Source organism: Streptomyces sp. NPDC057253, assembly GCF_042669125.1.
Lineage (GTDB): Bacteria > Actinomycetota > Actinomycetes > Streptomycetales > Streptomycetaceae > Streptomyces.
Genome location: NZ_JBHUXV010000001.1, coordinates 185,311 through 207,455 on the forward strand (window position 1 = coordinate 185,311; position 22,145 = coordinate 207,455).

The window sequence follows — 22,145 nt, forward strand, 5'->3', positions numbered from 1 at the left end:
GTGCGTGTGGGCCTGCTGACCCGGGAGTACCCGCCGGATGTGTACGGCGGCGCGGGTGTCCATGTCGAGTTCCTCGCCCGGGAGTTGAGACCCCTCGTCGACCTGGACGTGCACTGCTGGGGCGAGGGCCGCACCGAGGGCGTGATCCGGCACCGCCCCTGGTCAGGGCTGGACGCGGCCAACGACGCGCTGCGCACATTCTCCGTGGACCTCTCCATGGCCGCCGGGCTCGAAGGCCGTGAGCTGGTCCACTCGCACACCTGGTACGCCAATCTCGCCGGCCACTTCGGCAAGCTGCTGCACGGCATCCCGCACGTGATGACCGCCCACTCCCTGGAGCCCCTGCGCCCCTGGAAGGCCGAGCAGCTCGGCGGCGGATACGCCCTCTCCAGCTGGGCCGAGCGCACCGCGATCGAGTCCGCCGACGCGGTGGTCGCGGTCTCCGGGGCGATGCGCGAGGACATCCTCGGCTGCTACCCGGGACTGGACCCGGCCAAGGTCCACATCGTGCACAACGGCATCGACACCACGCTGTACCGGCCGGACCACGGCACCGACGTGCTGGACCGCATCGGCCTGGACCGCGACCGCCCGTTCGTGCTGTTCGTCGGCCGTATCACCCGCCAGAAGGGCGTGCCGCACCTGCTGCGCGCGGTGCGGGACATCGACCCGGGAGCGCAGGTCGTGCTGTGCGCGGGCGCCCCGGACACCCCCGAGATCGACCGCGAGTTCCGTGAGCTCTTCGAGGAGCTGAGCCGGGTCCGCGAGGGCGTGCACTGGATCCCGCAGATGCTGCCCCGCCCGGAGGTGATCCAGCTTCTCACCCATGCGGCCGTCTTCGTCTGTCCCTCGGTGTACGAACCCCTCGGCATCGTCAATCTGGAGGCGATGGCCTGCGGTACTCCCGTGGTGGCCTCGCGGGTCGGCGGGATCCCCGAGGTCGTGGACGACGGCAGGACCGGACTGCTCGTGACCGTGGACGACGGGTTCGAAACGGCCCTCGCCGGGGCACTCGACTCGGTGCTCGGCGATCCGGAAGCCGCAGGTCGGATGGGCGAGGCGGGGCGGGAGCGCGCGGTGGGCGAATTCGGCTGGGACGCCGTCGCCCGGCGCACGGTCCGGCTCTACGAGGAGATCGTCAAACAGGCGTACTAAGCCCCGGACAAGGGCAAGCATGGTTCAACCAGGGTGAGGGGAGCGGCCATGCGTCGTGGTGGACCTTCGGTGCTCGGCATCGTACTGGCGGGCGGAGAGGGCAAACGTCTGATGCCCTTGACCACGGACCGCGCGAAACCTGCGGTCACCTTCGGAGGAACGTATCGTCTGGTCGATTTCGTCCTCTCCAACCTCGTCAACGGCGACATCCTGCGCATCTGTGTGCTCACGCAGTACAAGTCGCACTCGCTGGACCGGCACATCACCACCACCTGGCGGATGTCGAGCCTGCTCGGCAACTACATCACGCCGGTGCCCGCCCAGCAGCGCCTCGGTCCGCGCTGGTACCTGGGCAGCGCGGACGCGATCCTCCAGTCGCTGAACCTGATCTACGACGAGCGCCCCGAGTACGTGGCGGTGTTCGGCGCCGACCACGTGTACCGCATGGACCCGCGCCAGATGCTCGCGCAGCACATCGAGTCCGGGGCGGGTGTGACGGTGGCGGGGATCCGCGTCCCGCGCTCCGAGTCGTCGTCCTTCGGGGTGATCGCCCCGGGCTCGGACGGCCTCACGGTGGAGAGCTTCCTGGAGAAGCCCGCCGACCCGCCCGGCCTCGCGGACGACCCGGAGTGCGTGTTCGCCTCGATGGGCAACTACATCTTCACGACCAAGGCGCTGATCGAGGCGCTCCAGCGGGACTCCGAGGACGTGAACTCCGTCCACGACATGGGCGGCTCGATCCTGCCGCAGCTCACCGACCGCGGCGAGGCCCAGCTCTACGACTTCAGCGCCAACCACGTCCCCGGCGAGACCACCCGCGACCGCGGCTACTGGCGGGACGTGGGCACCCTGGACGCCTACTACGACGCCCACATGGACCTGATCGCCGAGCGCCCCGCCTTCAACCTCTACAACCGCCAGTGGCCCATCTACACCCACTCCGGCCAGCTCTCCCCGGCCCGCTTCAACGCCGGCGGCATCGCCAGCGAGTCCATCATCAGCGCCGGCTGCCTGATCCGGGGCCAGGTCACCCGTTCCGTCCTCTCCCCGGGCGTCCTGGTCGACCCGGGCGCGGTGGTCCAGGGCTCGGTGCTGCACGACAACGTCAAGATCGGCCGGGGCGCGGTGGTCCGGGGTGCCGTCCTCGACAAGAACACCGAGGTCCCGCCGGGCGCCACGATCGGCGTGAACCCGGAGCGGGACGCGGAGCTGTACACGGTGTCCAAGGGCGGGGTGATCGCGCTGGGCAAGGGCCAGCTGGTGTCGTAGGAGGCCCGGAATGACCGTCCGCGCCGTGACACCCGCCGACGCGGACGACGTCTTCCGCCTGCTCCGCGACTTCGCCACCAGCCACACTCCCGAGCCGGGCCGCTTCACGGCGGTCACCTTCCCCGCGGTCCTGGCGGCCGCCGCGGACGGCAGGGCCGAGTTCCTGGCCGCCGAGGAGGGCGGGCGCGTGGTCGGGTACGCCTACGCCGTCCGCGCTCCCACGCTCTTCGCCGGGGGCACGGTCCTCGAACTGCTGGAACTCACCGTCGACGCGGCGCACCGCGGCCACGACATCGGCTCAGGGCTCGTGCGCGCGGTGCTGGAGGCCGCCGAGCGGGCCGCCGACGCGCAGGTGTGCGTGCCCACGCGCCGGGCCGCGGACTTCTACCGGCGCCTGGGCTTCACCGAGACGGCCGCCTACCTCAAGTGGACTCCCGGAGCCCGAGCCGGGCGGTGAGATCCCTGGACGGAAGCCCGGATCCGTGTTGTCATGCCATTTCATGCCCATGACAACGTTGTTATGGAGGCTTCCGTGCACACCAGACGTCTCAGGGGCCGGCTCGCGTTACTGCTGGCCGCGCTGCTCGGCCTGGCCGGCCTCACCGCCACGCCCGCCCCGGCCGCGGACGACCCCGTCGAGGCCCGTGGTCTCAAGGGCGAGTACTGGACCCAGTCCGCCCCCGGCGCCTTCGACTTCCACGAGCTGAAGGCCACCACCTTCGACCCGAACCTCGACTTCGACACCCTCGAACCCCGCCTCGCCGCCGCGACCGGCCGCTCGGACGACGTCAGCGTCCGCTGGACCGGCAAGGTCGTACCGGAGACGACCGGTCCCCACACCTTCTCGGTCATCGGCGACAACGGCTTCCGCCTCTGGATCGGCGGCCGGCTCCTCATCGACCACTGGGTCGACGACTGGGACCGCGAACAGAGCGCCGAGCCGGTCGAGTTGACCGCCGGACAGTCCTACGACATCAAGGTCGAGTACTTCGAGCACTACGGCGGCTCCAACCTCCACCTGCGCTGGATCCAGCCGGGCGGCACCAAGCAGGCCGTCCCCCAGTCGGCGTTCCGGCTCCCCGACGGTTACGACTACGACGGCCCGGTCGCGACCACCGTCCTCGGCACCGGCCGCACCCTGAGGCTCGACTTCGCCCAGCCCCTCGCCGCACCCCCGGCCGGCCTCACGGACCACCTCCAGGCGGTGATCGGCGGCGCCAAGTGGCCTCTGGGAGCGGTGAAGCAGGACCCGAAGGACGCCCGCGCCCTCCTGGTCACCCTCGCCGAGCCCGTCGTCGGCAACAGGACCGGCACCGCACGCGGCACCGCCGACATCCGCTACGACGGTGCCGGCGGCCTCATCGGCACCGACGGCAACGTTGTCAACGCCTTCTGGAGCAGCGGCTCCAACCGCTCGACGTACGAGCTGCTGACGAAGTGGGCCGACGAGGTGGGGCCGGACAACGCCCATCCCGAGTACCCGCGCCCCCAGTTGACCCGCACGCAGTGGCAGAACCTCAACGGCCGCTGGCAGTTCGCCGCCGCCGAGGCGGGCGAACAGCCGCCGGTGGGCCGGGATCTGGCCGAGCGCATCCTCGTCCCGTACCCGGTGGAGTCCCAGCTCTCCGGTCTGGAACGGCACGAGGACCGCATGTGGTACCGCCGCACCTTCACCGTCCCGGCCGACTGGCACATCGGCTCCGGCAAGCGCCTGCGCCTCAACTTCGGCGCGGTCGACTGGCGTTCAGAGGTGTACGTGAACGGCACCAGGGTCGCCGAACACACCGGCGGCTACGACAAGTTCAGCGCCGACATCACCGACGCGCTGAAGCCCGGCCGCAGTCAGGAACTGATCGTCGGCGTGTACGACCCGACCGACGCGGCCGACGGCGAGAACCCGCCCCTCGGCAAGCAGCGCCTCGACCCGAGCGGCATCTGGTACACCCCGTCCTCCGGTATCTGGCAGACCGTCTGGATGGAACCGGTCGCCCGTGACCACGTCGACTCCCTCAAGCTGACACCCGACCTCTCCACCGACCGGCTGAGGGTCGAGGCGCGGGGCGTCCGCGACGGCGTACCGATCACGGCGACGGCGTACGCCGGAAAGCGGAAGGTGGCGACGGCGCGCGGCCGTACGGGTGAACCGCTCGACCTGGGCATCGCGAATCCGCGCCTGTGGTCGCCCGACGACCCGTTCCTCTACGACCTGGAGGTGACCGTCGGTGCCGACCGCGTCGGCAGCTACTTCGGGATGCGCTCCATCGCTGTCGAGAGCGTGAACGGCACCCCGCGCACGGTCCTCAACGGGGAGCCGGTCTTCATGATGGCCACCCTCGACCAGGGCTTCTGGCCCGACGGCCTGCACACCGCGCCCACCGACGAGGCCCTCGCCCACGATCTGAAGGCGCACAAGCGGCTCGGCTTCAACGCCGTGCGCAAGCACATCAAGGTCGAACCCGACCGCTGGTTTTTCTGGGCCGACCGGCTGGGCCTGCTGGTGTGGCAGGACATGCCCGCCATGACGGCCGGGGTGAACCCGGGCCCCGCCGCCCGCGCCGAGTACGAGCGTGAGCTCAAACAGATGATCGACCAGCACATCAGCAGCCCCTCGGTCGTCATGTGGGTGACCTTCAACGAGGGCTGGGGGCAGTACGACATCGGCCGGATCGCCGAACAGGCCAAGGCCTGGGACCCGACCCGCCTGGTCAACAACCAGTCGGGACTGAACCTGGGGACGGACGGCAACGCCGGCGACATCATGGACGAGCACGGTTACCCGAGCCCTGCCCTGCCGCCCCGCCCGGACGGCAGGCGTGCCCTGGTCAGCGGGGAGTACGGCGGCCTCGGCCTGGCGGTGCCCGGACACGCCTGGTCCGTGCAGCAGTCGTACGTCGACGTCGATCCGGCGACCTACACCGACGACTACCTGGCCAAGCTCGACGAGGTGCGGGCGCTGGTGTGCCGGGGCAGCAACGGGGCCGTGTACACGCAGATCACGGACGTGGAAGGAGAGCTCAACGGGCTGCTCACCTACGACCGCAAGGTCCTGAAACCGGACGTCGAGCGGGTCGCGGCCGCGCACCGGGCGCTGATCCGGGACGCGTCCCGGGCGACTCCGGCGGGCTGTGCGGCAACCGACGGCTGATCACATCCACACCTTGTGTCCCGCCCCTTTCCGAAGGGGCGGGACGTAATCTGCTGTTAACTGTGCGTAGCTTGATCGTACTTGACCGTAATCGCCGGAGGGCGATTGACTGCTGCTCCACCCGTCGTCGACGCGAGGCAAGCCATTGACTTCAGACCTGCTCGCCCCTCTCGACCTGGCGTTCTGGAACATGGAAACCGCCGAGCACCCGATGCACCTGGGCGCGCTCGGCGTCTTCGCGGCGCACTCGCCCACCGCGGGCGCCCACGCGGCCGATCTGCTCGCCGGCCGGGCCGCCGCCGTGCCCGGCCTCAGAATGCGGATCCGGGACGTGTGGCCGCTCGGCTTCCCGTACGCCTTCGGGGGCGCCGCGCGCGTGCCCGACCCCGCCTTCGACCCGCTCCGGCACGTCCTGCTGCACGCCCCGACCGCCGACTTCCAGACCGAGGCGGGCCGTCTCATGCAGCGGCCGCTCGACCGTGAGCGGCCGCCGTGGGAGGCGCATGTGCTGCCGGGGGAGGACGGCGTCTCCTTCGCCGTGCTCTTCAAGTTCCACCACGCCCTGGCCGACGGACTGCGGGCGCTGACGCTCGCCGCCGCCGTCCTGGACCCGATGGACCTGCCCGCCCGCAAGCCGCGTCCCGAGGAGCCCGCGAAGCCGCTGCTGCCGGACGTGCGCAAGCTGCCCGACCTGGTCCGGGGCGCGGTCTCCGACCTCGGTCGTGCTCTCGACATCGGCGCCTGCGTCGCCCTGTCCTCGGTGGCCGTGCGCTCCTCGCAGGCCCTCACCGCCGAGCCGAGCGGCACCCGCCGCACCGCGGGAGTCGTCGTCGACCTCGACGACGTGCACCGCGTCCGCAAGTCCCGCGGCGGCACCGTCAACGACGTCCTGATCGCCGTCGTCGCGGGCGCCCTGCGCCGCTGGCTGGACGAGCGCGGCGACGGCAGCGCGGGCGTGGCGCCCCGCGCCCTGATCCCCGTCTCCAAGCGCCGTCCGCGCACCGCGCACCCGCAGGGCAACCGGCTCTCCGGGTACCTGATGCGGCTTCCGGTCGGCGACCCCGACCCGCTGGGCCGCCTCGACACGGTCCGCAGGGCCATGGACCGCAACAAGGACGCGGGCTCCAACCGGGGCGCGGGCGCGGTGGCCCTGCTCGCCGACCACGTCCCGGCCCTCGGTCACCGGCTCGCCGGCCCCCTGGCCGGCAAGGGCGCCCGGCTCTGGTTCGACATCCTGGTCACCAGCGTGCCCCTGCCGAGCATCGGTCTGAAGCTCGGCGGCAACCCGGTCACGGAGGTCTACCCCTTCGCCCCGCTCGCCGGTGGCCAGTCCCTCGCGGTCGCGATCTCGACGTACCGCGGACAGGTCCACTACGGCCTGGTCGCGGACGCGGAAGCGGTGCCCGACCTGGACCGGCTCGCCCGGGCGCTGTCCGAGGAGGTGAAGGAACTGCTGACCGCCTGCGGCTCCTGATCGTTTCCGGATTGGGGGCCGGGCCCGGCGCTGAAGTAAAATTCCGCGTTCGACAAGCGGACGCGGCCTCAGCGCCGCACGGGTGACCAGGGAAACGGCAGCGCGATGACGGTGACAGACGACGGCTCGGCGACCATGCACGAGCCCGGTGACGAGGTCGTGTACGGCCCCGGCATCGACCCGGAGCGGCTGGCCGTCTGCCTGAGCGTGCTCGACGAGCTCGACAAGCTGGAGGTCGACCACCCCGACGCGATCGCCGTGCGCCGGGCCACCGCCGGGCTCTACCGCACCGTCAAGCAGCGCCGCCGCCAGGAGCGCCGGGCCGCCAAGACCGCCCACGACAAGGCGGTCACGGAGGCCACGGCGACCGGCTCCGCCCAGCGCATCGACGACGAGACCGAGGGCATCCTGCCGTCGTCGATCACCGAGGAGGGCAGGGTCGCGGGGATACTCCAGCGCCCGCGCTCCTGTTACACCTGCAAGACCCGGTACGTCGAGGTCGACTACTTCTACCACCAGCTCTGTCCGGACTGCGCCCGCCTGAACCGCGGCAAGCGCGACGCCCGCGCCGACCTCACCGGCAAGCGCGCCCTGCTCACCGGCGGCCGCGCCAAGATCGGCATGTACATCGCGCTCAGGCTGCTGCGCGACGGCGCCCACACCACCATCACCACGCGCTTCCCCAAGGACGCCATTCGCCGCTTCAAGGCCATGGAGGACTCCGGCGACTGGCTGCACCGCCTGGAGGTCGTCGGCATCGACCTGCGCGACCCCGCCCAGGCCGTCGCCCTCGCGGAGCAGGTCGCCGAGGCGGGCCCGCTCGACATCCTCGTCAACAACGCGACCCAGACCGTACGGCGCCTGCCGTCCGCGTACGCCGCCCTGGTCGACGGCGAGAGCGCCCCGCTGCCCGCCGGTGAGCTCCCCGCCCACCACGTCATCGGCGCCTTCGGCTCCGGCGCGGTCGACGGCCTCGCCTCGCTGCCCGCCGGGATCTCCGGCATCGACGCCCAGCAGGTCGCCGACCTCGCCCTGGTCGCGGGCAACGCCAGCGTCGCCCGGCACCTCGACGGCACCGCCATCGACGCGGGCGGCCTGGTCCCGGACGTCGTCGACAGCAACACCTGGGTCCAGACCATCGACCAGATCTCCCCGGTGGAGCTCCTGGAGACCCAGCTCTGCAACTACACCTCGCCGTTCATCCTGATCAGCGCCCTGCGTCCGGCGATGGCCGACGCGGCGAAGAAGGCGCGGAGCGGACGCGCGTACGTCGTGAACGTCTCCGCGATGGAGGGCGTCTTCGGGCGCGGCTACAAGGGCGCGGGCCACCCCAACACCAACGCCGCCAAGGCGGCGATGAACATGGTCACCCGCACCAGCGCCCAGGAGATGTTCCAGAGCGACGGCATCCTCATGACCTCCGTCGACACCGGTTGGATCACCGACGAGCGCCCGCACTACGACAAGCTCCGGCTCGCCGAGGAGGGCTTCCACGCCCCCCTCGACCTGGTCGACGGCGCGGCCCGCGTATACGACCCGATCGTGCGCGGCGAGGACGGCGAGGACGTGTACGGGGTCTTCCTGAAGGACTACGCGCCCGGGAAGTGGTGAGCCCGCGGACCGACCTCCGGCGGCGGCCCGGCGTGTGGGCCGCCGCCCAAGGGGTACTCCGGAAGCCGGAGGGTTCCCCGCCAGGGAGTTGTCATGTCGCGTCCACACAGCATCGATCCGCGTGCCTTCAACGATCCGCGCAACCACTACCAGACCGACGAGGAGTTCTACGCGAGTGACCGCCCGGTCCACCGCGAGCTCCCCGAGGACAGGCCCCGCGGCGGCGCCGCCGATCCGCTCCGGCACCCCTGGAGCTGGGGCATGATCGCGTTCGTCGTCTTCGTGGGCCTGATCGTTCTGATGGGCATCGCCCTGTTCCCGTGACCCGGTCATGAGGGCGGCGGGGCGTACGACCGCAGCCGGTCGTGGACGGCATACCCGCCCGGGCGCGCCGCCCGCACCCGGGTGCCTCCGTCCACCAGCAGATCCGCGCCGGTGATCCACTCCGCCGCGTCGGACGCGAGCCACACCACGGCCCGCGCGATGTCCTCGGGCTCGCCGATCCGGCCGAGCGGCAGCTCGACGGGCCCCTTCTCCCACACGAACCGTGCCATCTCGGTGCGCACCAGGCCGGGGGAGACCGAGTTGACCCGCACCCGGGGAGCCAGCTCGCCCGCCAGCTGCTGGGTGAGATGCAGCAGCGCCGCCTTGCTGGTGCCGTAGGCGCCCACGTGCGGCCCGACATGCGCGGCGCCCTCGGTGCAGACGTTGACCACCGCGCCGCCGTGCTCCCGCAGCCACGCCCGCCACGCCTCGCGCACCAGCCGCAGCGGTGCCTCCACGTTGACGGTGAACGCCTCGCGCCACGCGTCCGGATCGACCTCCATGAGGGGGCCGTACGGCTGGTTGGTCGCCGCGTTGTTCACCACCACGTCGAGACGGCCGAACTCGCTCAGGACGAGGTTCACGACCGCGCGCAGGTGGGCGGGGTCGGCGACGCTGCCCGCGAGCCCGATGCCGCCCAGCACGTCGGCGGCCCGCCGCACGTCCTCCGGGTCCCTGGCCGTGACGCACACCAGCGCCCCGGCGTCGGCCAGTTGGCGCGCGACCGCCAGCCCGATCCCGCGGGTGCCGCCGGTCACCAGGGCGGCCCTGCCGTTGAGTCCGTACGACGACGTCATCGCCGTACCGTCTCATGACGGACCGTCAGTCAACAGGCTCCAGACGGGAGTTGCGCGCGGCGACCAGTTCCAGGACGGCCCGCCAGTCCTCCAGGACGCCCGCGTCGAAGCGGGCCGTCAGGCCGTCCTCGCCGGCCAGACGCAGCAGGTCGTCGTCGGTGGTGGGGCCGTGGTGGCGCACGAGGCGGTGGACCCGGTCGCCGAGCAGGGCGCGGAACGCCTCGGCGGCCTGTCCGATGCCCAGCAGCAGGCCGGCCACCTGGAGCTCCTTGTCGGCGGGCCGGCTGCGGCGCAGCAGTGCCGCGGTCCGCAGGGCGTGTTCGCTGCCGCAGGCGTGCAGCAGATCCATCAGCTCGTCGACACTGCGCAGTTCCATACGTCAGACCTCCCGCCGGTCCGGCCGTTGCCGTGGGTCAGCACAGCATGGGCGCCTTGCGGTTCGGCCAACGGGACTTGAACTGCGCGCCCCCGACGGCTCGGAGGCCCGGTCGAGCCCTAGGCCGAACGAGTGACTTCAGAAAGGCATATCAAGTGACAAATCAGGCTGAACATGGCCGAATGAACGCAGTCGAATCGCAATGGTTACACCTTGTTTTCAGCCCCTATCGAGCGCGCCCCCGCTCATCTGGTTAATCTGTAGCGGACGGACGGCAGTACGGGGTCCCACCCACACCCACAGTCCGTCCCGGGACAAGCCGGTCACCACGGCCTGCTCTCACATGAGTTACCGGCGCCACCGCGTCCGAACCCGATCTCGACACAGGACCCGAGCGGACGCCCTGGCACCCGGCCGTAGCACCGGACAGGTGACGTCCCGAGGGTGAGCCCGACACATAAGGAGTGCGCGGTGACACCGGAGAAGACGAATCGCGAACAGCGCCCCAAGGAACGCCCGGAGCGCGCGGGCCGACGGCCCGGGGACATCGGCAGTCTCGACGTGTGGGCGCGTTCCGCCCCCATCCGTCTCGCGGGCTACGAGGACGACCTCGCCGAGCCCCACATCCTGCCCAGCGTGGACTGACCGCAGGACCTTCGCGATCGCCGACGGCATGGGCGTGCCAGACTCACGCCCATGCTGATCAGAGAAGCCGCGGCCGACGACTGGCCGCGGATCTGGCCTTTCTGGCACCGGATCGTGGCCGCCGGCGAGACCTACGCCTGGGACCCCGACACCTCCGAGGAAGCCGCCCGCGCCCTGTGGATGAACCCGGCCAAGCGCGTGTTCGTCGTCGAGGACGAGACCGGCGCGATCGTCGCCTCGGCCTATGTCACCCCCAACTACGGCGGCCCGGCCGCCCGGATCGCCAACGCCGGCTTCATGGTCGACCCCGACCGGGGCGGCCGCGGCTACGGCCGCGCCCTCGCCGAGCACATCCTGGCCGCCGCCGCGGCCGACGGCTACCGGGGCATGGTGTTCAACGCCGTCGTCGAGACCAACCCGGCCGTGAAGCTCTGGACCTCCCTGGGCTTCACGATCCTCGGCACCGTCCCGGCCGCCTTCGACCACCCCCGGCACGGGTGGGTGGGCCTGCGCATCATGTACAAGGCTCTCTGAGCTGACCTGACCCGGACCGGCGTACGGACCGGCCGGCGATCACCTCGTCGTCGGAGACACGAGGGTGCGAACCGCCGCCCGCCCGACCCCCTTGCCCTGTTCGGGGCCGTCGGCCACCATCCCCCCGAGCCAGTACGAGCCGTCGTCGTCGCGCCCCCACATGAGGTGACCGGCCACGGTGTCGTCGGCGCAGACGGCCAGCGGAGGACGACCTGCCGCCCCGCGCGGTCCGAAAGCCCAAGAGTGATCACGGACTTCAGGTTAGGAACCGCACGGCCCCGCCGCGAACGATTTGGCTCCGCCCCCGGGGCAGGTCAGCCGACCGGCGCGGTCCGCCGCCACGGCTGCCGTCGCTCCAGCTCCTCGGCGACCTCCAGCAGCACGGTCTCCGACCCCGGCCGGGCCACCAGTTGTACGGCGGTGGGGGCGCCCGAGGGCAGGGTGCCCAGCGGCACCGACATGGCCGGCCAGCCGGTGAGGTTCCACGGCGGGGTGAGCGGCGAGTAGGCGGTGTTGGCGAGGACGTTGCGCAGCCAGCCCCGCTCGTGCCAGGCCTCGGCCTTGGGGGAGCGGCGGGCCAGCGCCGGGAGCAGCAGCACGTCGTGCTCGGCGAAGAACGGCTCCAGCCGCTCGCGCAACGCCTGCCGCGCGCTGCCCGTCCGCACGGCCTTGACGAACCGCCGGCCGATCGCCGCGTGCACCCGGGTACGCCGGGCCAGCAGCCGCGGATCCAGCCCCTGCGCGTCCACCGAGGTGCCCGCCGTCCAGGTCGCCAGCGAGGTGACGCCCAGCGACAGCGGGTACGGCGGGTCGGCGCGCCGCACCTGATGCCCCGCCTTGATCAGCAGCCCCGCCGCCTCCCGGACCGCGTTCGCGTACGGCGCGCTGATGGTGACCCCGGCGAGCGGGCTGCGCAGGGACACCGCCACGTCGAGCGTGGCGGGCGCGTCCCGCCGTACGAACTCGGTGTCGGCGATGACCGAAAGCAGCAGGCGGGCGTCCTCGACGGTGGTCGCGAGCGGACCGTTCTCGGACATGCCGAACCAGTCGCCGTCGCTGATGCCCGCCGGGACCACCCCGAACCCCGGCTTCAGCGTCACCAGGCCGCAGTTGGCCGCCGGGATGCGCAGCGAGCCCATGCCGTCGTTGCCGAGGGCCAGCGGGACCAGTCCGGCGGCGACCGCAGTCGCGCTGCCGCCCGAGGAGCCGCCGGCCGTGCGCGAGGTGTCCCACGGGTTGCGGGAGGTGCCGTGGACGCCCTCCGTGGTGCCGAAGACGCACAGTTCCGGCACGTTGGTCAGGCCCACGACCACCGCGCCCGCCGCGCGCAGCCGGGCCACCACGACATGGTCGGCCTCGGCGGGGGTGTCCGGGGTCGCGGCGGAGCCGACGCGGTTGGTCTCGCCGCGCACCGGGAGGTTGTCCTTGACCGCCACCGGCACCCCGGCCAGGGGCAGTTCGCCGAGATCGCCCCGGGCGCCCACCTCGTCGGCCTCCGCGAGCGCCGCCTCGGCCCGCACCACCCGGAACGCCCCGAGGCGCCCGTCCAGTTTCCCGATCCGGGCGAGGTGTTCCGCCACCACCTCGCGCGGGGTGGCCCGCTTCTCGCGGACGGCGGCGGCGATCTCGGCGGCGGTGCGGCCGACCCAGCTGGTCACGTGCGCTCCTCGGGCTACTCGTGAGTATGTGGGGAGAACTCTGCCCCGCGGCGGACCGCGCGTCGAGAGCGCTCGGGCTTGGACATTCGGGTCGCTCTTCTTGGACTTTTCGCGACGGACAAGGGCAGGAGCGGGGCGCTGACCAGCAGGTCATCGGATCTCTGGAGTAACTCCCGCCCTCTTCAGCCCCGTTGACAGCCCTCATGGGGAGCTCGATGATCAGCCATCCGATGAATAGGGAGTCGCTCATGAGGAAACGGCTGAGATTCGCCGCCGTCGTGGCGCTGCTGACGCTGCTCCTTGCACCCGTTCCGGCCGTCGCCCGCGAGGCGCCGAGCACGCCGGTCACCGTGCCCGCCCTGACCGACTGGACGCCGGAGCCCGGCAGCTACGTCTTCGGGACCGGCACCCGCCTCGTGGCCGACGGCACGGCCGACCGCCGGGTCGCCGAGACGCTGGCCGGTGACCTCCGGGCGGCCGGCCACGGCACCACCCCGGTCGTCCGAGGCGGAGCCCGGCCCGGTGACATCGTTGTCGACGTCCAGCCGTCCAGGACCTCCCTCGGCGCCGAGGGCTACGCACTCCGGGCGGGCCGGAGCCTGTCGATCACCGGCGCCACCGAGACCGGCGCCTTCTACGGCACCCGCACCCTGCTCCAGCTCCTGGCCCAGGGCGACCGGATTCCCGCCGGACACACGGTCGACGTGCCCCGCTACCGGGAGCGCGGGGTCGGCGTGTGCGCCTGCTACATCCACATCACGCTGCCCTGGCTGGAGAACCTCGTCCGCGAGATGGCGTACCACAAGCTCAACCAGCTGCTCGTGGAGCTGAAGGTCAGGAGCGACGCCCACCCCGAGGCCAACACCTGGGGCTACTACACCAAGGACGAGATACGGCGGCTGGTCGCGCTGGGCGAGCGCTACCACGTCGAGATCATCCCCGAGATCAACTCGCCCGGGCACATCGACCCGTGGATCGAGAACCGCCCGGACCTCCAGCTCACCGACTCCGACGGCAACAAGCAGCCCTCCCGGCTCGACATCACCCGGCAGGCCTCCTTCGACTACTACACGAGCCTGATGGACGAGTACGCCCAGGTCTTCACCTCCACGTCCTGGCACATGGGCGCCGACGAGTACATGCTCGGCTCCGACTTCGCGAAGTACCCGCAGATCCTGAAGTACGCCCAGGACACCTACGGTCCGAACGCCACCCCGCAGGACGCCTTCGTCGACTTCGTCAACCGCGTCCACGACTACGCGGCGAGCAAAGGCGTGAAACTGCGCATCTGGAACGACGGACTGACCGGCGCCAACACCGTGCCGGTCGACCAGGACACCACGGTCGAGCACTGGCTGAACGTGGCCGTCAAACCCGGTCAACTCATCGCGCAGGGCTACTCGGTGATGAACTCCGCCTATTCCCTCTACCTCATCCGCGGCGGCTTCCACAGCGACACCGCCTCGCTGTACGACCAGAAGTGGGACCCCCGCAGCTTCGAGGGCGAGCGGCTGACCTCCTCGAAGGGCGTCACCGGCGCCAAGATCAGCCTGTGGCCGGACAACGGACGCGGGGAGACCGAGAACGAGGTCGCCGTACGGCTGTGGCCCGCGCTGCGCCACATCGCCCAGGCCACCTGGGGCGACTCGCATCCCGACGGCACCTACGCCGCGTTCACGGCACGCGGCGCGGCGGTCGGACACGCGCCGGGATGGCGGGACCTGACCCGGGTCCCGGTGGCGGACGGGACGTACCGCTTCGGACAGTCCTTCACGGCCGCGGTCCAGCGCACCGCCGACGGCTACGTGACCCTCCGCTCGGCGGCCGGCTGCCTCGCGATCAGCGGCGGAAAGCTCACGCTCAACGTGCCGCTGCAACCCGGTGTCGAGGCGACCTGGGACGGCTGCGACGTCACGAACACCTTGCAGCGCTGGGAGTTGGAGCCCGTGGCGGGCGGCCACCGGCTCGTCAACGCGATCACGCAGATGGCGCTCGACGTCACCGACGACGGCCGGCTCGTGCAGTACCCCGTCGACCAGCACACCCCCACCGTCTGGCACTTGAGCTGAGGAGTCCCCCCATGACCGTCTCCAGACGCCTCTTCGTCACCGCCGCCACCGCACTCGCCGTGACCGGCGTCCCCACCCTGGCCGCGGCCTCCGACGGCGACCGCTTCTACCGTGTCCCCGTCTCACCCGACGACACCGAGGCCGACCTCGTCCGCAAGGCCTCCCAGGTCCGGCCCACCGCACGGCAGATCGCCTGGCAGAGCCTCGAACGGACCGCGTTCCTGCACTTCGGCGTGAACACCTTCACCGGACTGGAGTGGGGCACCGGCGACGAGGACCCGGACGTCTTCCAGCCGACCGGCCTCGACACCGACCAGTGGGCGGCCGCCCTGAAGGACGGCGGCTTCAAGCTCGCCATCCTCACCGTCAAGCACCACGACGGCTTCGTGCTCTACCCCTCTTGGTACACGAACCACTCGGTGGCGTCGAGCAGTTGGCGCGACGGCCGCGGAGACGTGCTGCGGTCGTTCGCCGACTCGATGCGCCGCTACGGCCTGAAGGTCGGCGTGTATCTCTCGCCCGCCGACGAGAACCAGTACCTGCACGGCGTGTACGCCAACGGCAGCGCCCGCTCCCCGCGCACGATCCCGACGCTGGTGGCGGGCGACGACCGTACGCCGGACCGCTTTCACACCCTGGACGCGACCGACTACGGCGCCCACATGCTCAACACCCTGTACGAGGTCCTCACCGAGTACGGCCCCGTCGACGAGGTGTGGTTCGACGGCGCCCAGGGACACATCCCGCCGGACAAGGTGGAGAGCTACGACTGGGACAGCTGGTACACCCTGGTCCGCGCGCTCGCCCCGGACGCGGCGATCGCCGTGACCGGTCCCGACCTGCGCTGGGTCGGCAACGAGAGCGGCATCGCGCGCGAGGACGAGTGGAGCGTCGTCCCGGTCAAGGAGAACCAGTACGGCCGTACCGACTGGGCCCTGTCCTACGACACCCCCGACGAGGGCAGCCGGGCCGCGCTGGTGAAGGCGCGGCCGGCCACCGACTACCTCCAGTGGTGGCCCGCGGAATGCGATGTCTCCCTCCGCGACGGCTGGTTCTACCACCCCGACCAACAGCCCAAGTCCGTCGACTACTTGACGGAGATCTACTTCGGCTCGGTGGGCCGCAACGCCGTCCTGCTGCTCAACGTCCCCCCGGACACGGACGGCCTGCTGCACGCCACCGATGTCGTGCGCCTGCGCGAGTTCCGCGAGCGGATCGAGCAGGAGCTGCCCGCCGACCTGGCCCGGGGCGCCCGCAGGACCACGGCTCCGGACCGCGTCACGCTGGACCTGGGCCGCGAGCAGGAGGTGGACCGCGTCCGGCTCGCGGAGGACATCCGGTACGGCCAGCAGGTGGAGGAGTTCGTCGTCGAGGCGTTCCGTGACGGCGGCTGGACCGAGGTCACGGGCGCCGGGACCATCGGCGCGAGCCGCATCCTGCTGCTCGCGGCCCCGGTGCGGGCGCGGCGGTGGCGGCTGCGGGTGACACGGGCCCGAAGTGCCGTGCACATCAAGGAGTTCGGGCTCTACCGGTCCCGGGGCTGAACGCGCCGAGCCTCGCTCAGCGCAGATGTCGCTCGAAGAAGGCCAGGGTCGTGTCCATCGAGCGTGTCCACTGCTGGTAGAAGGTGTGGCCCTCGCCCCGGTACGTGCGCAGCTCGACGTCCTTGCCCGCCTTCTCGAACGCGGCCACCGCCTCACGGCTCCACCGGATCGGGCACGTGGTGTCGGCGGTGCCGTGGTGGATCAGCAGGGGCTCGGTGACCCGGTCGACGTAGGTGACGGGGGAGACCTCGCGCCAGAACCTCGGGTTCTCCGCGGGCGTCCCGTGAGCCGCCTCGATCTCGGCGACGACCGGGTCGCCCTCGGGGCGCTGGAACTGGTCGATGTTCTCCTCGGGGTGCGTGCTGACCGGCGCGTAGGCCACCGCCGCGTCGAACAGACCCGGGGCCACCACCAGCGTGTTGTATACGACTCCGCCGCCCATCGAACGGCCCAGCAGCCCCAGGCGGCCGGTGTCGATCTCCGGGCGCCCGGAGGACCGCAGCGCCAGCGCGGCGCCGATGACGTCCTCGGTGTAACCGAGGCGCAGATTCACGTCGTTGTCCGGGTCCTTGTCCGAACGGGCGTGGTTGCGGTAGTCGGTGTGCAGGACGACGTACCCGTTCCGGGCCAGCAGGTCCTGCTCACGGGAGAGGCCGCGGCCGGTGGTGTAGATCGCCGGGTCGATGTAGCCGTGCGCCAGCACCAGCGCGGGGAAGGGACCCCGGCCCCTCGGGATGTTCATCAGGCCCGAGACGGTCAGGCCGTTCGACTCGTACGTCACCTCGTGGTTGACGTAGGCCGAGGTGCGGGCCAGCTCGCGGCCCAGCTTCAGGTCGGAGCCCTGGTGGTCGCGCCGGATCAGGGCCGGGATCGACACGGGATCCACCGGGGCGGCCGTCGCCGTGGGGCTGCCCGGGGTCGCGCCGCGGGGCGGCGGGGCGGCCGGAGCGCCGGCGGTCGCTCCGGTGGGAGCGGAGGTGGCCGGACTGCTCGGGCGCGCCCGGTCCTCGCCGTCACCGCCGGTGCAGCCCATCGCGGCCGACAGCGCGAGCGCGGCGGCCGCGCAGAGCGTTCCCCTCGTCCGCATGGGGCCATTGTCCCCTCCGGCGCGCCGGATGTCCCCGTGGCTTTTCAGGTGCTCCGGGCCGCTCCGGTGCCGTCCCGCACGATCAGTCCTCCGGGGTGCGCCGGCTGCCCAGGCGGGTTTCAGGCCCCCCGCGCCGCTCCGGTGCTGTCCCGCACGATCGGGGTGTGCTGAAGGTTCCCCTGGGTTCAGGCGCCCCGCGCCGCCCCGGTGCTGTCCCGCACGATCAGCCGCGGCACCGGCACCCGTACGGTCCGTGCCGGGCCGCCGTCCAGCAGCGCGGTCAGTTCCCGGGCCGCCGTACGGCCGAACTCCACGCTGTCCCGGGACAGCGCCGACAGCCACGGCTTGACCATGCGGCACAGCGCCGAGTCCTCCCAGGCCACCACCGACACGTCCGCGGGTACCGAGTGGCCCAGCTCGGTCGCGGCGGCGACGCCGGCGAGGGCCATCACGTCGTTGTCGTAGATCAGCGCGGTCGGCGGGGCGGACGCCTCCAGGACCCGGCGGGTCACGGCGGCGCCCTCCGCGTCGGAGTAGTCGGTGGTCACCGACCGCACCCCTGTCAGGCCGCGGCGCTCGGCCTCCGCGCGCAGGGTGCGGACCCGGCGCTCGGTGTGCGCGAGCCCGGGCAGGCCGGCGATGTGCACGATCCGCCGGTGACCGAGCGTGTACAGCTCGTCCACGACCGCGGCCATCGCGCCCGCGTCGTCCGCCCAGACGGTGGAGAGGCCGGGATGGCGCTCGTCGGGGGTGCCGCCTATCACCACGGCGGGCAGGCCCAGTTCGTCGAGCACCCCGGTGCGCGGGTCGTCGGTGCGCGGGTCGACGACCAGGACACCGTCCACGCGGTGCTCGGCCCACCAGCGCCGGTAGACCTCGCACTCCTCCTGGACGTCCTCGGCCACCTGGAACAGCAGGCCCAGGTGGCGCTCCGCCAGCACCTCCTGGATGCCGGAGACGAGCTGGAGGAAGAAGGAGTCCACGCCCAGGGTCTCGGCCGGGCGGGCGAGGACGAAGCCGACCGTCGCGGCGCCCTCGCCGGACAGCGCGCGGGCCGCCGTGCTGGGCCGCCAGCCGAGGTCCTCGGCCACCTGCCGCACCCGGTCGCGGGTGTCCTCGGAGACTCCCGGGCGGCCGTTCAACGCGAACGAGACCGCGCTCTGGGAGACGCCGGCATGCCGTGCGATGTCCTTCATCGTGGGGCGGCGGGCCGGCGTCCGCTTGCCTGACATGGTGATTCCTCATTCCCGGGACGCATTCGGTGCCCAGTATGCACTAATACGGTTCAGCTCCGTCAACCTAATGCGCATTAGTAACTAAAGAAATTAGCTCGGCGAGATGCATTGACGGGCTCGTGGAGCGGCGTGCAGGGTCTCCGTCGTTGGCCAACTCCGCCCCGAAGGAGACCGGTTCGCCGTGCCCATGTCCCGCAGAACCCTCGCAGCCGCCGCCGCTGCCTTTCTCCTCCTGCCGCTGAGCGCCTGCGGTTCGTCAGGCGACGACGGCGGCTCGTCCGACGCCTCAGGAAAGGTCGAAGGCGACATCACCTTCCAGACCTGGAATCTCCGGGCGAACTTCAAGGACTACTTCGACGGCCTGATCGCCGACTTCGAGAAGAAGTACCCCGGCACCGAGGTCAAGTGGATCGACCAGCCCGCCGAGGGCTACGCCGACAAGATCAGCGCCGATGCCGCGGGCGGCACCCTGCCCGACGTCGTCAACGTCTCTCCGGACCTGGTCGCGCCGCTCGCCAAGGCGGGCCTCGCGCTCGACCTCGACAAGGCGGCCGGCCAGTACAAGAAGGAGTACCTGGACGGCGCCTGGGCCAGCCACCGGATACCGGGGATGACCGGCACGTACGCCTTCCCCTGGTACCTCAACACCGGCCCGCTCTTCTACAACAAGTCCCTCTTCAAGGAGGCCGGGCTCGACCCCGACCAGCCGCCGAAGACGTACGACGAACTCTTCACCGACGCCCTGGAACTGGCGGAGAAGAGCGACGGCAAGGTGGCCACCCTCGCCAACGTGCCCACCATCGAGGACTTCGGCCGCTACGGCGTCCCCCTCATGAACGCCGAGGGCACCGCCTTCGCCTTCAACGACACCAAGGGCGTCGAACTCCTCACCAGGTACAAGGAGCTCTACGACGCCAAGGCGCTGGACTCGCAGGCGCTCACCGCGACTCCCGAGTCCTCCGGCAAGAAGTTCCTCACCGGGGCCGTCGCCATGAACCCCGGCAGCGCCCTGGACCTCGGCAACTTCAAGAAGCAGGCGCCGAGCCTGTACAGGAACATCGGCATCACCGACCAGATCACCAGCACCGGGCACGTCAACATGTACGTGATGGGTGTGATGGTGAACGCGCAGAGCAAGAAGAAGGCGGCCTCCGTCGCCTTCGCGCACTACGTCACCGACGCCGAGCACCAGATGTCCTTCGCCAAGAAGGTCGCCATCTTCCCCAGCACCGCCGGATCGCTCGACGACCCCTACTTCACCGAGGAGGACGGCACCGACGAGACCCGGGTGCGGATCGCCGCCGCCAAGTCCCTGAAGAGCGCGGTCAATTACACGCCGGTGCTGTTCAGCGAGCAGATGAAGACGGCATTGCGGAACGAGGTCGCCAAGGCGCTCCAGGGCAAGGAGAGCCCCAAGGAAGCTCTCGACAACGCTGTCAAGGCGTGCGACACGCTGCTCCAGCAGCAGGGTTAGCCATGTCGTCGTCCACCGTGTCGCGGGTGCGGCGCCAATGGCCCCTGAGTCCCTGGCTGTTCGCCGCCCCCGGACTGCTGATCATCGGCGCGTTCATCCTGTACCCGTTCGTCTCCACGCTGGTCAACGCCTTCACGGACAAACGCACCCTGATCCCGGGGGAGTTCGTCGGACTCGCCAACTTCCGTGAGCTGCTGCACGACGACATGTTCTGGATCGGCCTGCGCAACAGCACCCTGTACGTCCTCGGCGTGGTGCCCGCGCTGGTGATCCTGCCGCTGCTGCTGGCCCTGCTGGTGCAGAAGAACATCCCCGGCATCACCTTCTTCCGGTCCGCGTTCTACACCCCGGTCGTCGCCTCGATCGTCGTGGTCGGCCTGATCTGGGTGTGGCTTCTCGACGAACGCGGTCTGGTCAACTCGCTGTTGGAGTCCATCGGGGTCGGCCGGATCGGCTTCCTGAGCGACCAGTGGCTGCTCCTGCTGAGCGCCATGGCCGTGACCGTGTGGAAGGGCCTCGGCTACTACATGATCATTTATCTGGCCGCGCTGGCGAACGTGCCGCGTGAGCTGCACGAGGCCGCGGCGGTGGACGGGGCCGGCGCGGTGCGGCGGTTCCTGACGGTGACGGTGCCTGCGGTCCGCTCGACCATGGCACTCGTGGGGGCCCTGTCCTCGGTCGCCGCCTTCAAGGTGTTCTCCGAGGTCTACCTGATGGCCGGGCCGAGCGGGGGACCCGCGGGAGAGGACACCACGCTGGTGATGCTCGTCCAGCGCACCGGCACCGGACTCACGGGCCGGGTCGGCTACGCCTCCGCGCTCTCGGTGGTCGTCTTCGTCGTCACCGTCGCCCTGATGCTGCTCGTGCTGCGGGCCGACCGGAGGGCGGAGTCGTGACCCGGGTACGCAAGGGTGAACTGGCCCTGCGGTACGTCCTGTTGCTCACCGTCCTCGCCCTGACCGTGGGCCCCTTCCTGTGGCAGCTGTCCACCTCGCTGAAGGGCCCCACCGAGGACATCTACAGCTCCCCGCCGAGCTTCCTGCCCCAGCACCCCACCCTGCACAACTACGAGCGGGTCTCCGACACCATCCCCGTCTGGGACTACGCCCTCAACTCGCTGAAGGTCGCCACCGCCAACGTCGTGACCAACTGCGCCGGTTCGGCCCTCGCCGGATACGCCCTGGCCCGACTGCGCTACCGGGGCCGGCGCGCCGCCACCCTCGCCTTCGTCCTGGCGATGCTCGTGCCGGTGGAGGGCATCATCATCGCCCAGTTCACCACCATGCGGGAGCTCGGCCTCAACAACACCCTGATCGGGGTGGTCCTGCCCGGCTGCATCGGCGCGATGAACGTCCTGCTGATGCGCAACGCCTTCCTCAACCTGCCGTACGAGATCGAGGAGGCGGCCTATGTCGACGGCGCCAACGTCTGGCAGCGGTTCCTGCGGATCGCGCTGCCGTCGGTGAAGGGCACGCTCGCCGTCGTCGCGATCTTCGCCTTCATGGGCGCCTGGGACGACTTCCTGTGGCCGCTGATCGTGCTCAGCGACCCGTCCAGGTTCACGCTCACCATCGGGCTCAACTATCTGCACGGCACCTTCGCGAACGACGAGCGGCTCGTCGCCGCGGGCACCGTCATCGCCGTGGCACCGCTGATCGTCCTCTTCGCCTGTCTCCAGCGGTACTTCTTCCGCGGGGTCGGCGAGGGCGCGGTCAAGGGCTGACCGAACTCCCCGAGTCAAGGATCCC

The 22,145-nt window shown here is 71.0% G+C and carries 20 protein-coding genes; 14 read left to right on the plus strand and 6 right to left on the minus strand.

The features are described from left to right. The 7 genes from glgA (at window position 1) to ACFULQ_RS00855 (ending at window position 8,978) form a co-directional block, all read left to right on the plus strand. Window positions 1-1,155, plus strand: coding sequence for a glycogen synthase (glgA, locus tag ACFULQ_RS00825; protein ID WP_383536217.1), 1,155 nt, complete (start codon window positions 1-3; stop codon window positions 1,153-1,155). Window positions 1,156-1,203: 48 nt separating this feature from the next. Continuing rightward, entirely contained in the window at window positions 1,204-2,424 is a 1,221-nt protein-coding gene (glgC, locus tag ACFULQ_RS00830) for a glucose-1-phosphate adenylyltransferase (RefSeq protein WP_383536219.1), read from the plus strand. A gap of 10 nt (window positions 2,425-2,434) precedes the next feature. Continuing rightward, window positions 2,435-2,881: a GNAT family N-acetyltransferase gene (locus tag ACFULQ_RS00835; protein WP_383536221.1), complete on the plus strand. Its 447-nt coding sequence runs from the start codon at window positions 2,435-2,437 to the stop codon at window positions 2,879-2,881. Window positions 2,882-2,956: 75 nt separating this feature from the next. After that, a complete protein-coding gene (locus ACFULQ_RS00840; RefSeq protein ID WP_383536224.1) occupies window positions 2,957-5,569 on the plus strand; it encodes a PA14 domain-containing protein in 2,613 nt (870 codons plus the stop codon). 145 nt (window positions 5,570-5,714) lie between these two features. Next, a complete protein-coding gene (locus ACFULQ_RS00845; RefSeq protein WP_383536226.1) occupies window positions 5,715-7,043 on the plus strand; it encodes a wax ester/triacylglycerol synthase family O-acyltransferase in 1,329 nt (442 codons plus the stop codon). Between the two features lie 105 nt (window positions 7,044-7,148). Beyond that, on the plus strand, window positions 7,149-8,654 hold the full coding sequence (locus ACFULQ_RS00850; protein ID WP_383536228.1) for an SDR family NAD(P)-dependent oxidoreductase: 1,506 nt from the start codon (window positions 7,149-7,151) through the stop codon (window positions 8,652-8,654). Window positions 8,655-8,747: 93 nt separating this feature from the next. Next, the gene (locus ACFULQ_RS00855; RefSeq protein WP_383536230.1) at window positions 8,748-8,978 is read left to right on the plus strand and encodes a hypothetical protein; all 231 of its coding nucleotides are present in this window, start codon (window positions 8,748-8,750) and stop codon (window positions 8,976-8,978) included. A 5-nt stretch (window positions 8,979-8,983) separates the two neighbouring features. Here ACFULQ_RS00855 and ACFULQ_RS00860 read toward each other — a convergent pair whose 3' ends face one another. Continuing rightward, entirely contained in the window at window positions 8,984-9,775 is a 792-nt protein-coding gene (locus ACFULQ_RS00860; RefSeq protein ID WP_383536232.1) for an SDR family oxidoreductase, read from the minus strand. A 25-nt stretch (window positions 9,776-9,800) separates the two neighbouring features. After that, window positions 9,801-10,151, minus strand: coding sequence for a hypothetical protein (locus ACFULQ_RS00865; RefSeq protein WP_383536234.1), 351 nt, complete (start codon window positions 10,149-10,151; stop codon window positions 9,801-9,803). Window positions 10,152-10,622: 471 nt separating this feature from the next. On the opposite strand from ACFULQ_RS00865, the gene ACFULQ_RS00870 reads away from it, so the two are divergent. Further along, complete coding sequence (locus ACFULQ_RS00870) at window positions 10,623-10,796, plus strand: hypothetical protein (RefSeq protein WP_007386357.1); 174 nt, start codon at window positions 10,623-10,625, stop codon at window positions 10,794-10,796. 51 nt (window positions 10,797-10,847) lie between these two features. After that, window positions 10,848-11,330 carry a GNAT family N-acetyltransferase gene (locus tag ACFULQ_RS00875; protein ID WP_383536236.1) on the plus strand — a complete coding sequence of 161 codons (483 nt, stop codon included), beginning with the start codon at window positions 10,848-10,850 and terminating at the stop codon, window positions 11,328-11,330. Window positions 11,331-11,369: 39 nt separating this feature from the next. Here ACFULQ_RS00875 and ACFULQ_RS00880 read toward each other — a convergent pair whose 3' ends face one another. Next, on the minus strand, window positions 11,370-11,531 hold the full coding sequence (locus ACFULQ_RS00880; protein ID WP_383536327.1) for a GNAT family N-acetyltransferase: 162 nt from the start codon (window positions 11,529-11,531) through the stop codon (window positions 11,370-11,372). A 113-nt stretch (window positions 11,532-11,644) separates the two neighbouring features. After that, a complete protein-coding gene (locus tag ACFULQ_RS00885) occupies window positions 11,645-12,988 on the minus strand; it encodes an amidase (protein ID WP_383536238.1) in 1,344 nt (447 codons plus the stop codon). A gap of 248 nt (window positions 12,989-13,236) precedes the next feature. Between ACFULQ_RS00885 and ACFULQ_RS00890 the strand changes: the two genes are divergently transcribed. Both ACFULQ_RS00890 and ACFULQ_RS00895 read left to right on the plus strand, forming a co-directional pair. After that, a complete protein-coding gene (locus ACFULQ_RS00890) occupies window positions 13,237-15,057 on the plus strand; it encodes a family 20 glycosylhydrolase (RefSeq protein ID WP_383536240.1) in 1,821 nt (606 codons plus the stop codon). An 11-nt stretch (window positions 15,058-15,068) separates the two neighbouring features. Next, window positions 15,069-16,601: an alpha-L-fucosidase gene (locus tag ACFULQ_RS00895; RefSeq protein ID WP_383536242.1), complete on the plus strand. Its 1,533-nt coding sequence runs from the start codon at window positions 15,069-15,071 to the stop codon at window positions 16,599-16,601. Between the two features lie 16 nt (window positions 16,602-16,617). Here the strand turns inward: ACFULQ_RS00895 and ACFULQ_RS00900 are convergent, their stop codons facing one another. Further along, window positions 16,618-17,688 carry an alpha/beta hydrolase family protein gene (locus ACFULQ_RS00900; protein WP_383536244.1) on the minus strand — a complete coding sequence of 357 codons (1,071 nt, stop codon included), beginning with the start codon at window positions 17,686-17,688 and terminating at the stop codon, window positions 16,618-16,620. Window positions 17,689-17,873: 185 nt separating this feature from the next. After that, window positions 17,874-18,920 carry a LacI family DNA-binding transcriptional regulator gene (locus ACFULQ_RS00905; RefSeq protein ID WP_383536246.1) on the minus strand — a complete coding sequence of 349 codons (1,047 nt, stop codon included), beginning with the start codon at window positions 18,918-18,920 and terminating at the stop codon, window positions 17,874-17,876. Window positions 18,921-19,104: 184 nt separating this feature from the next. On the opposite strand from ACFULQ_RS00905, the gene ACFULQ_RS00910 reads away from it, so the two are divergent. The 3 genes from ACFULQ_RS00910 to ACFULQ_RS00920 are packed head-to-tail and all read left to right on the plus strand — an operon-like array spanning window position 19,105 to window position 22,120. After that, window positions 19,105-20,397 carry an ABC transporter substrate-binding protein gene (locus ACFULQ_RS00910; protein WP_383536248.1) on the plus strand — a complete coding sequence of 431 codons (1,293 nt, stop codon included), beginning with the start codon at window positions 19,105-19,107 and terminating at the stop codon, window positions 20,395-20,397. A 2-nt stretch (window positions 20,398-20,399) separates the two neighbouring features. Continuing rightward, on the plus strand, window positions 20,400-21,293 hold the full coding sequence (locus tag ACFULQ_RS00915; protein ID WP_383536250.1) for a carbohydrate ABC transporter permease: 894 nt from the start codon (window positions 20,400-20,402) through the stop codon (window positions 21,291-21,293). Then, a complete protein-coding gene (locus tag ACFULQ_RS00920) occupies window positions 21,290-22,120 on the plus strand; it encodes a carbohydrate ABC transporter permease (RefSeq protein ID WP_383536252.1) in 831 nt (276 codons plus the stop codon). Before ACFULQ_RS00915 ends, ACFULQ_RS00920 begins: the two co-directional genes overlap by 4 nt. Window positions 22,121-22,145: the final 25 nt, after the last annotated feature.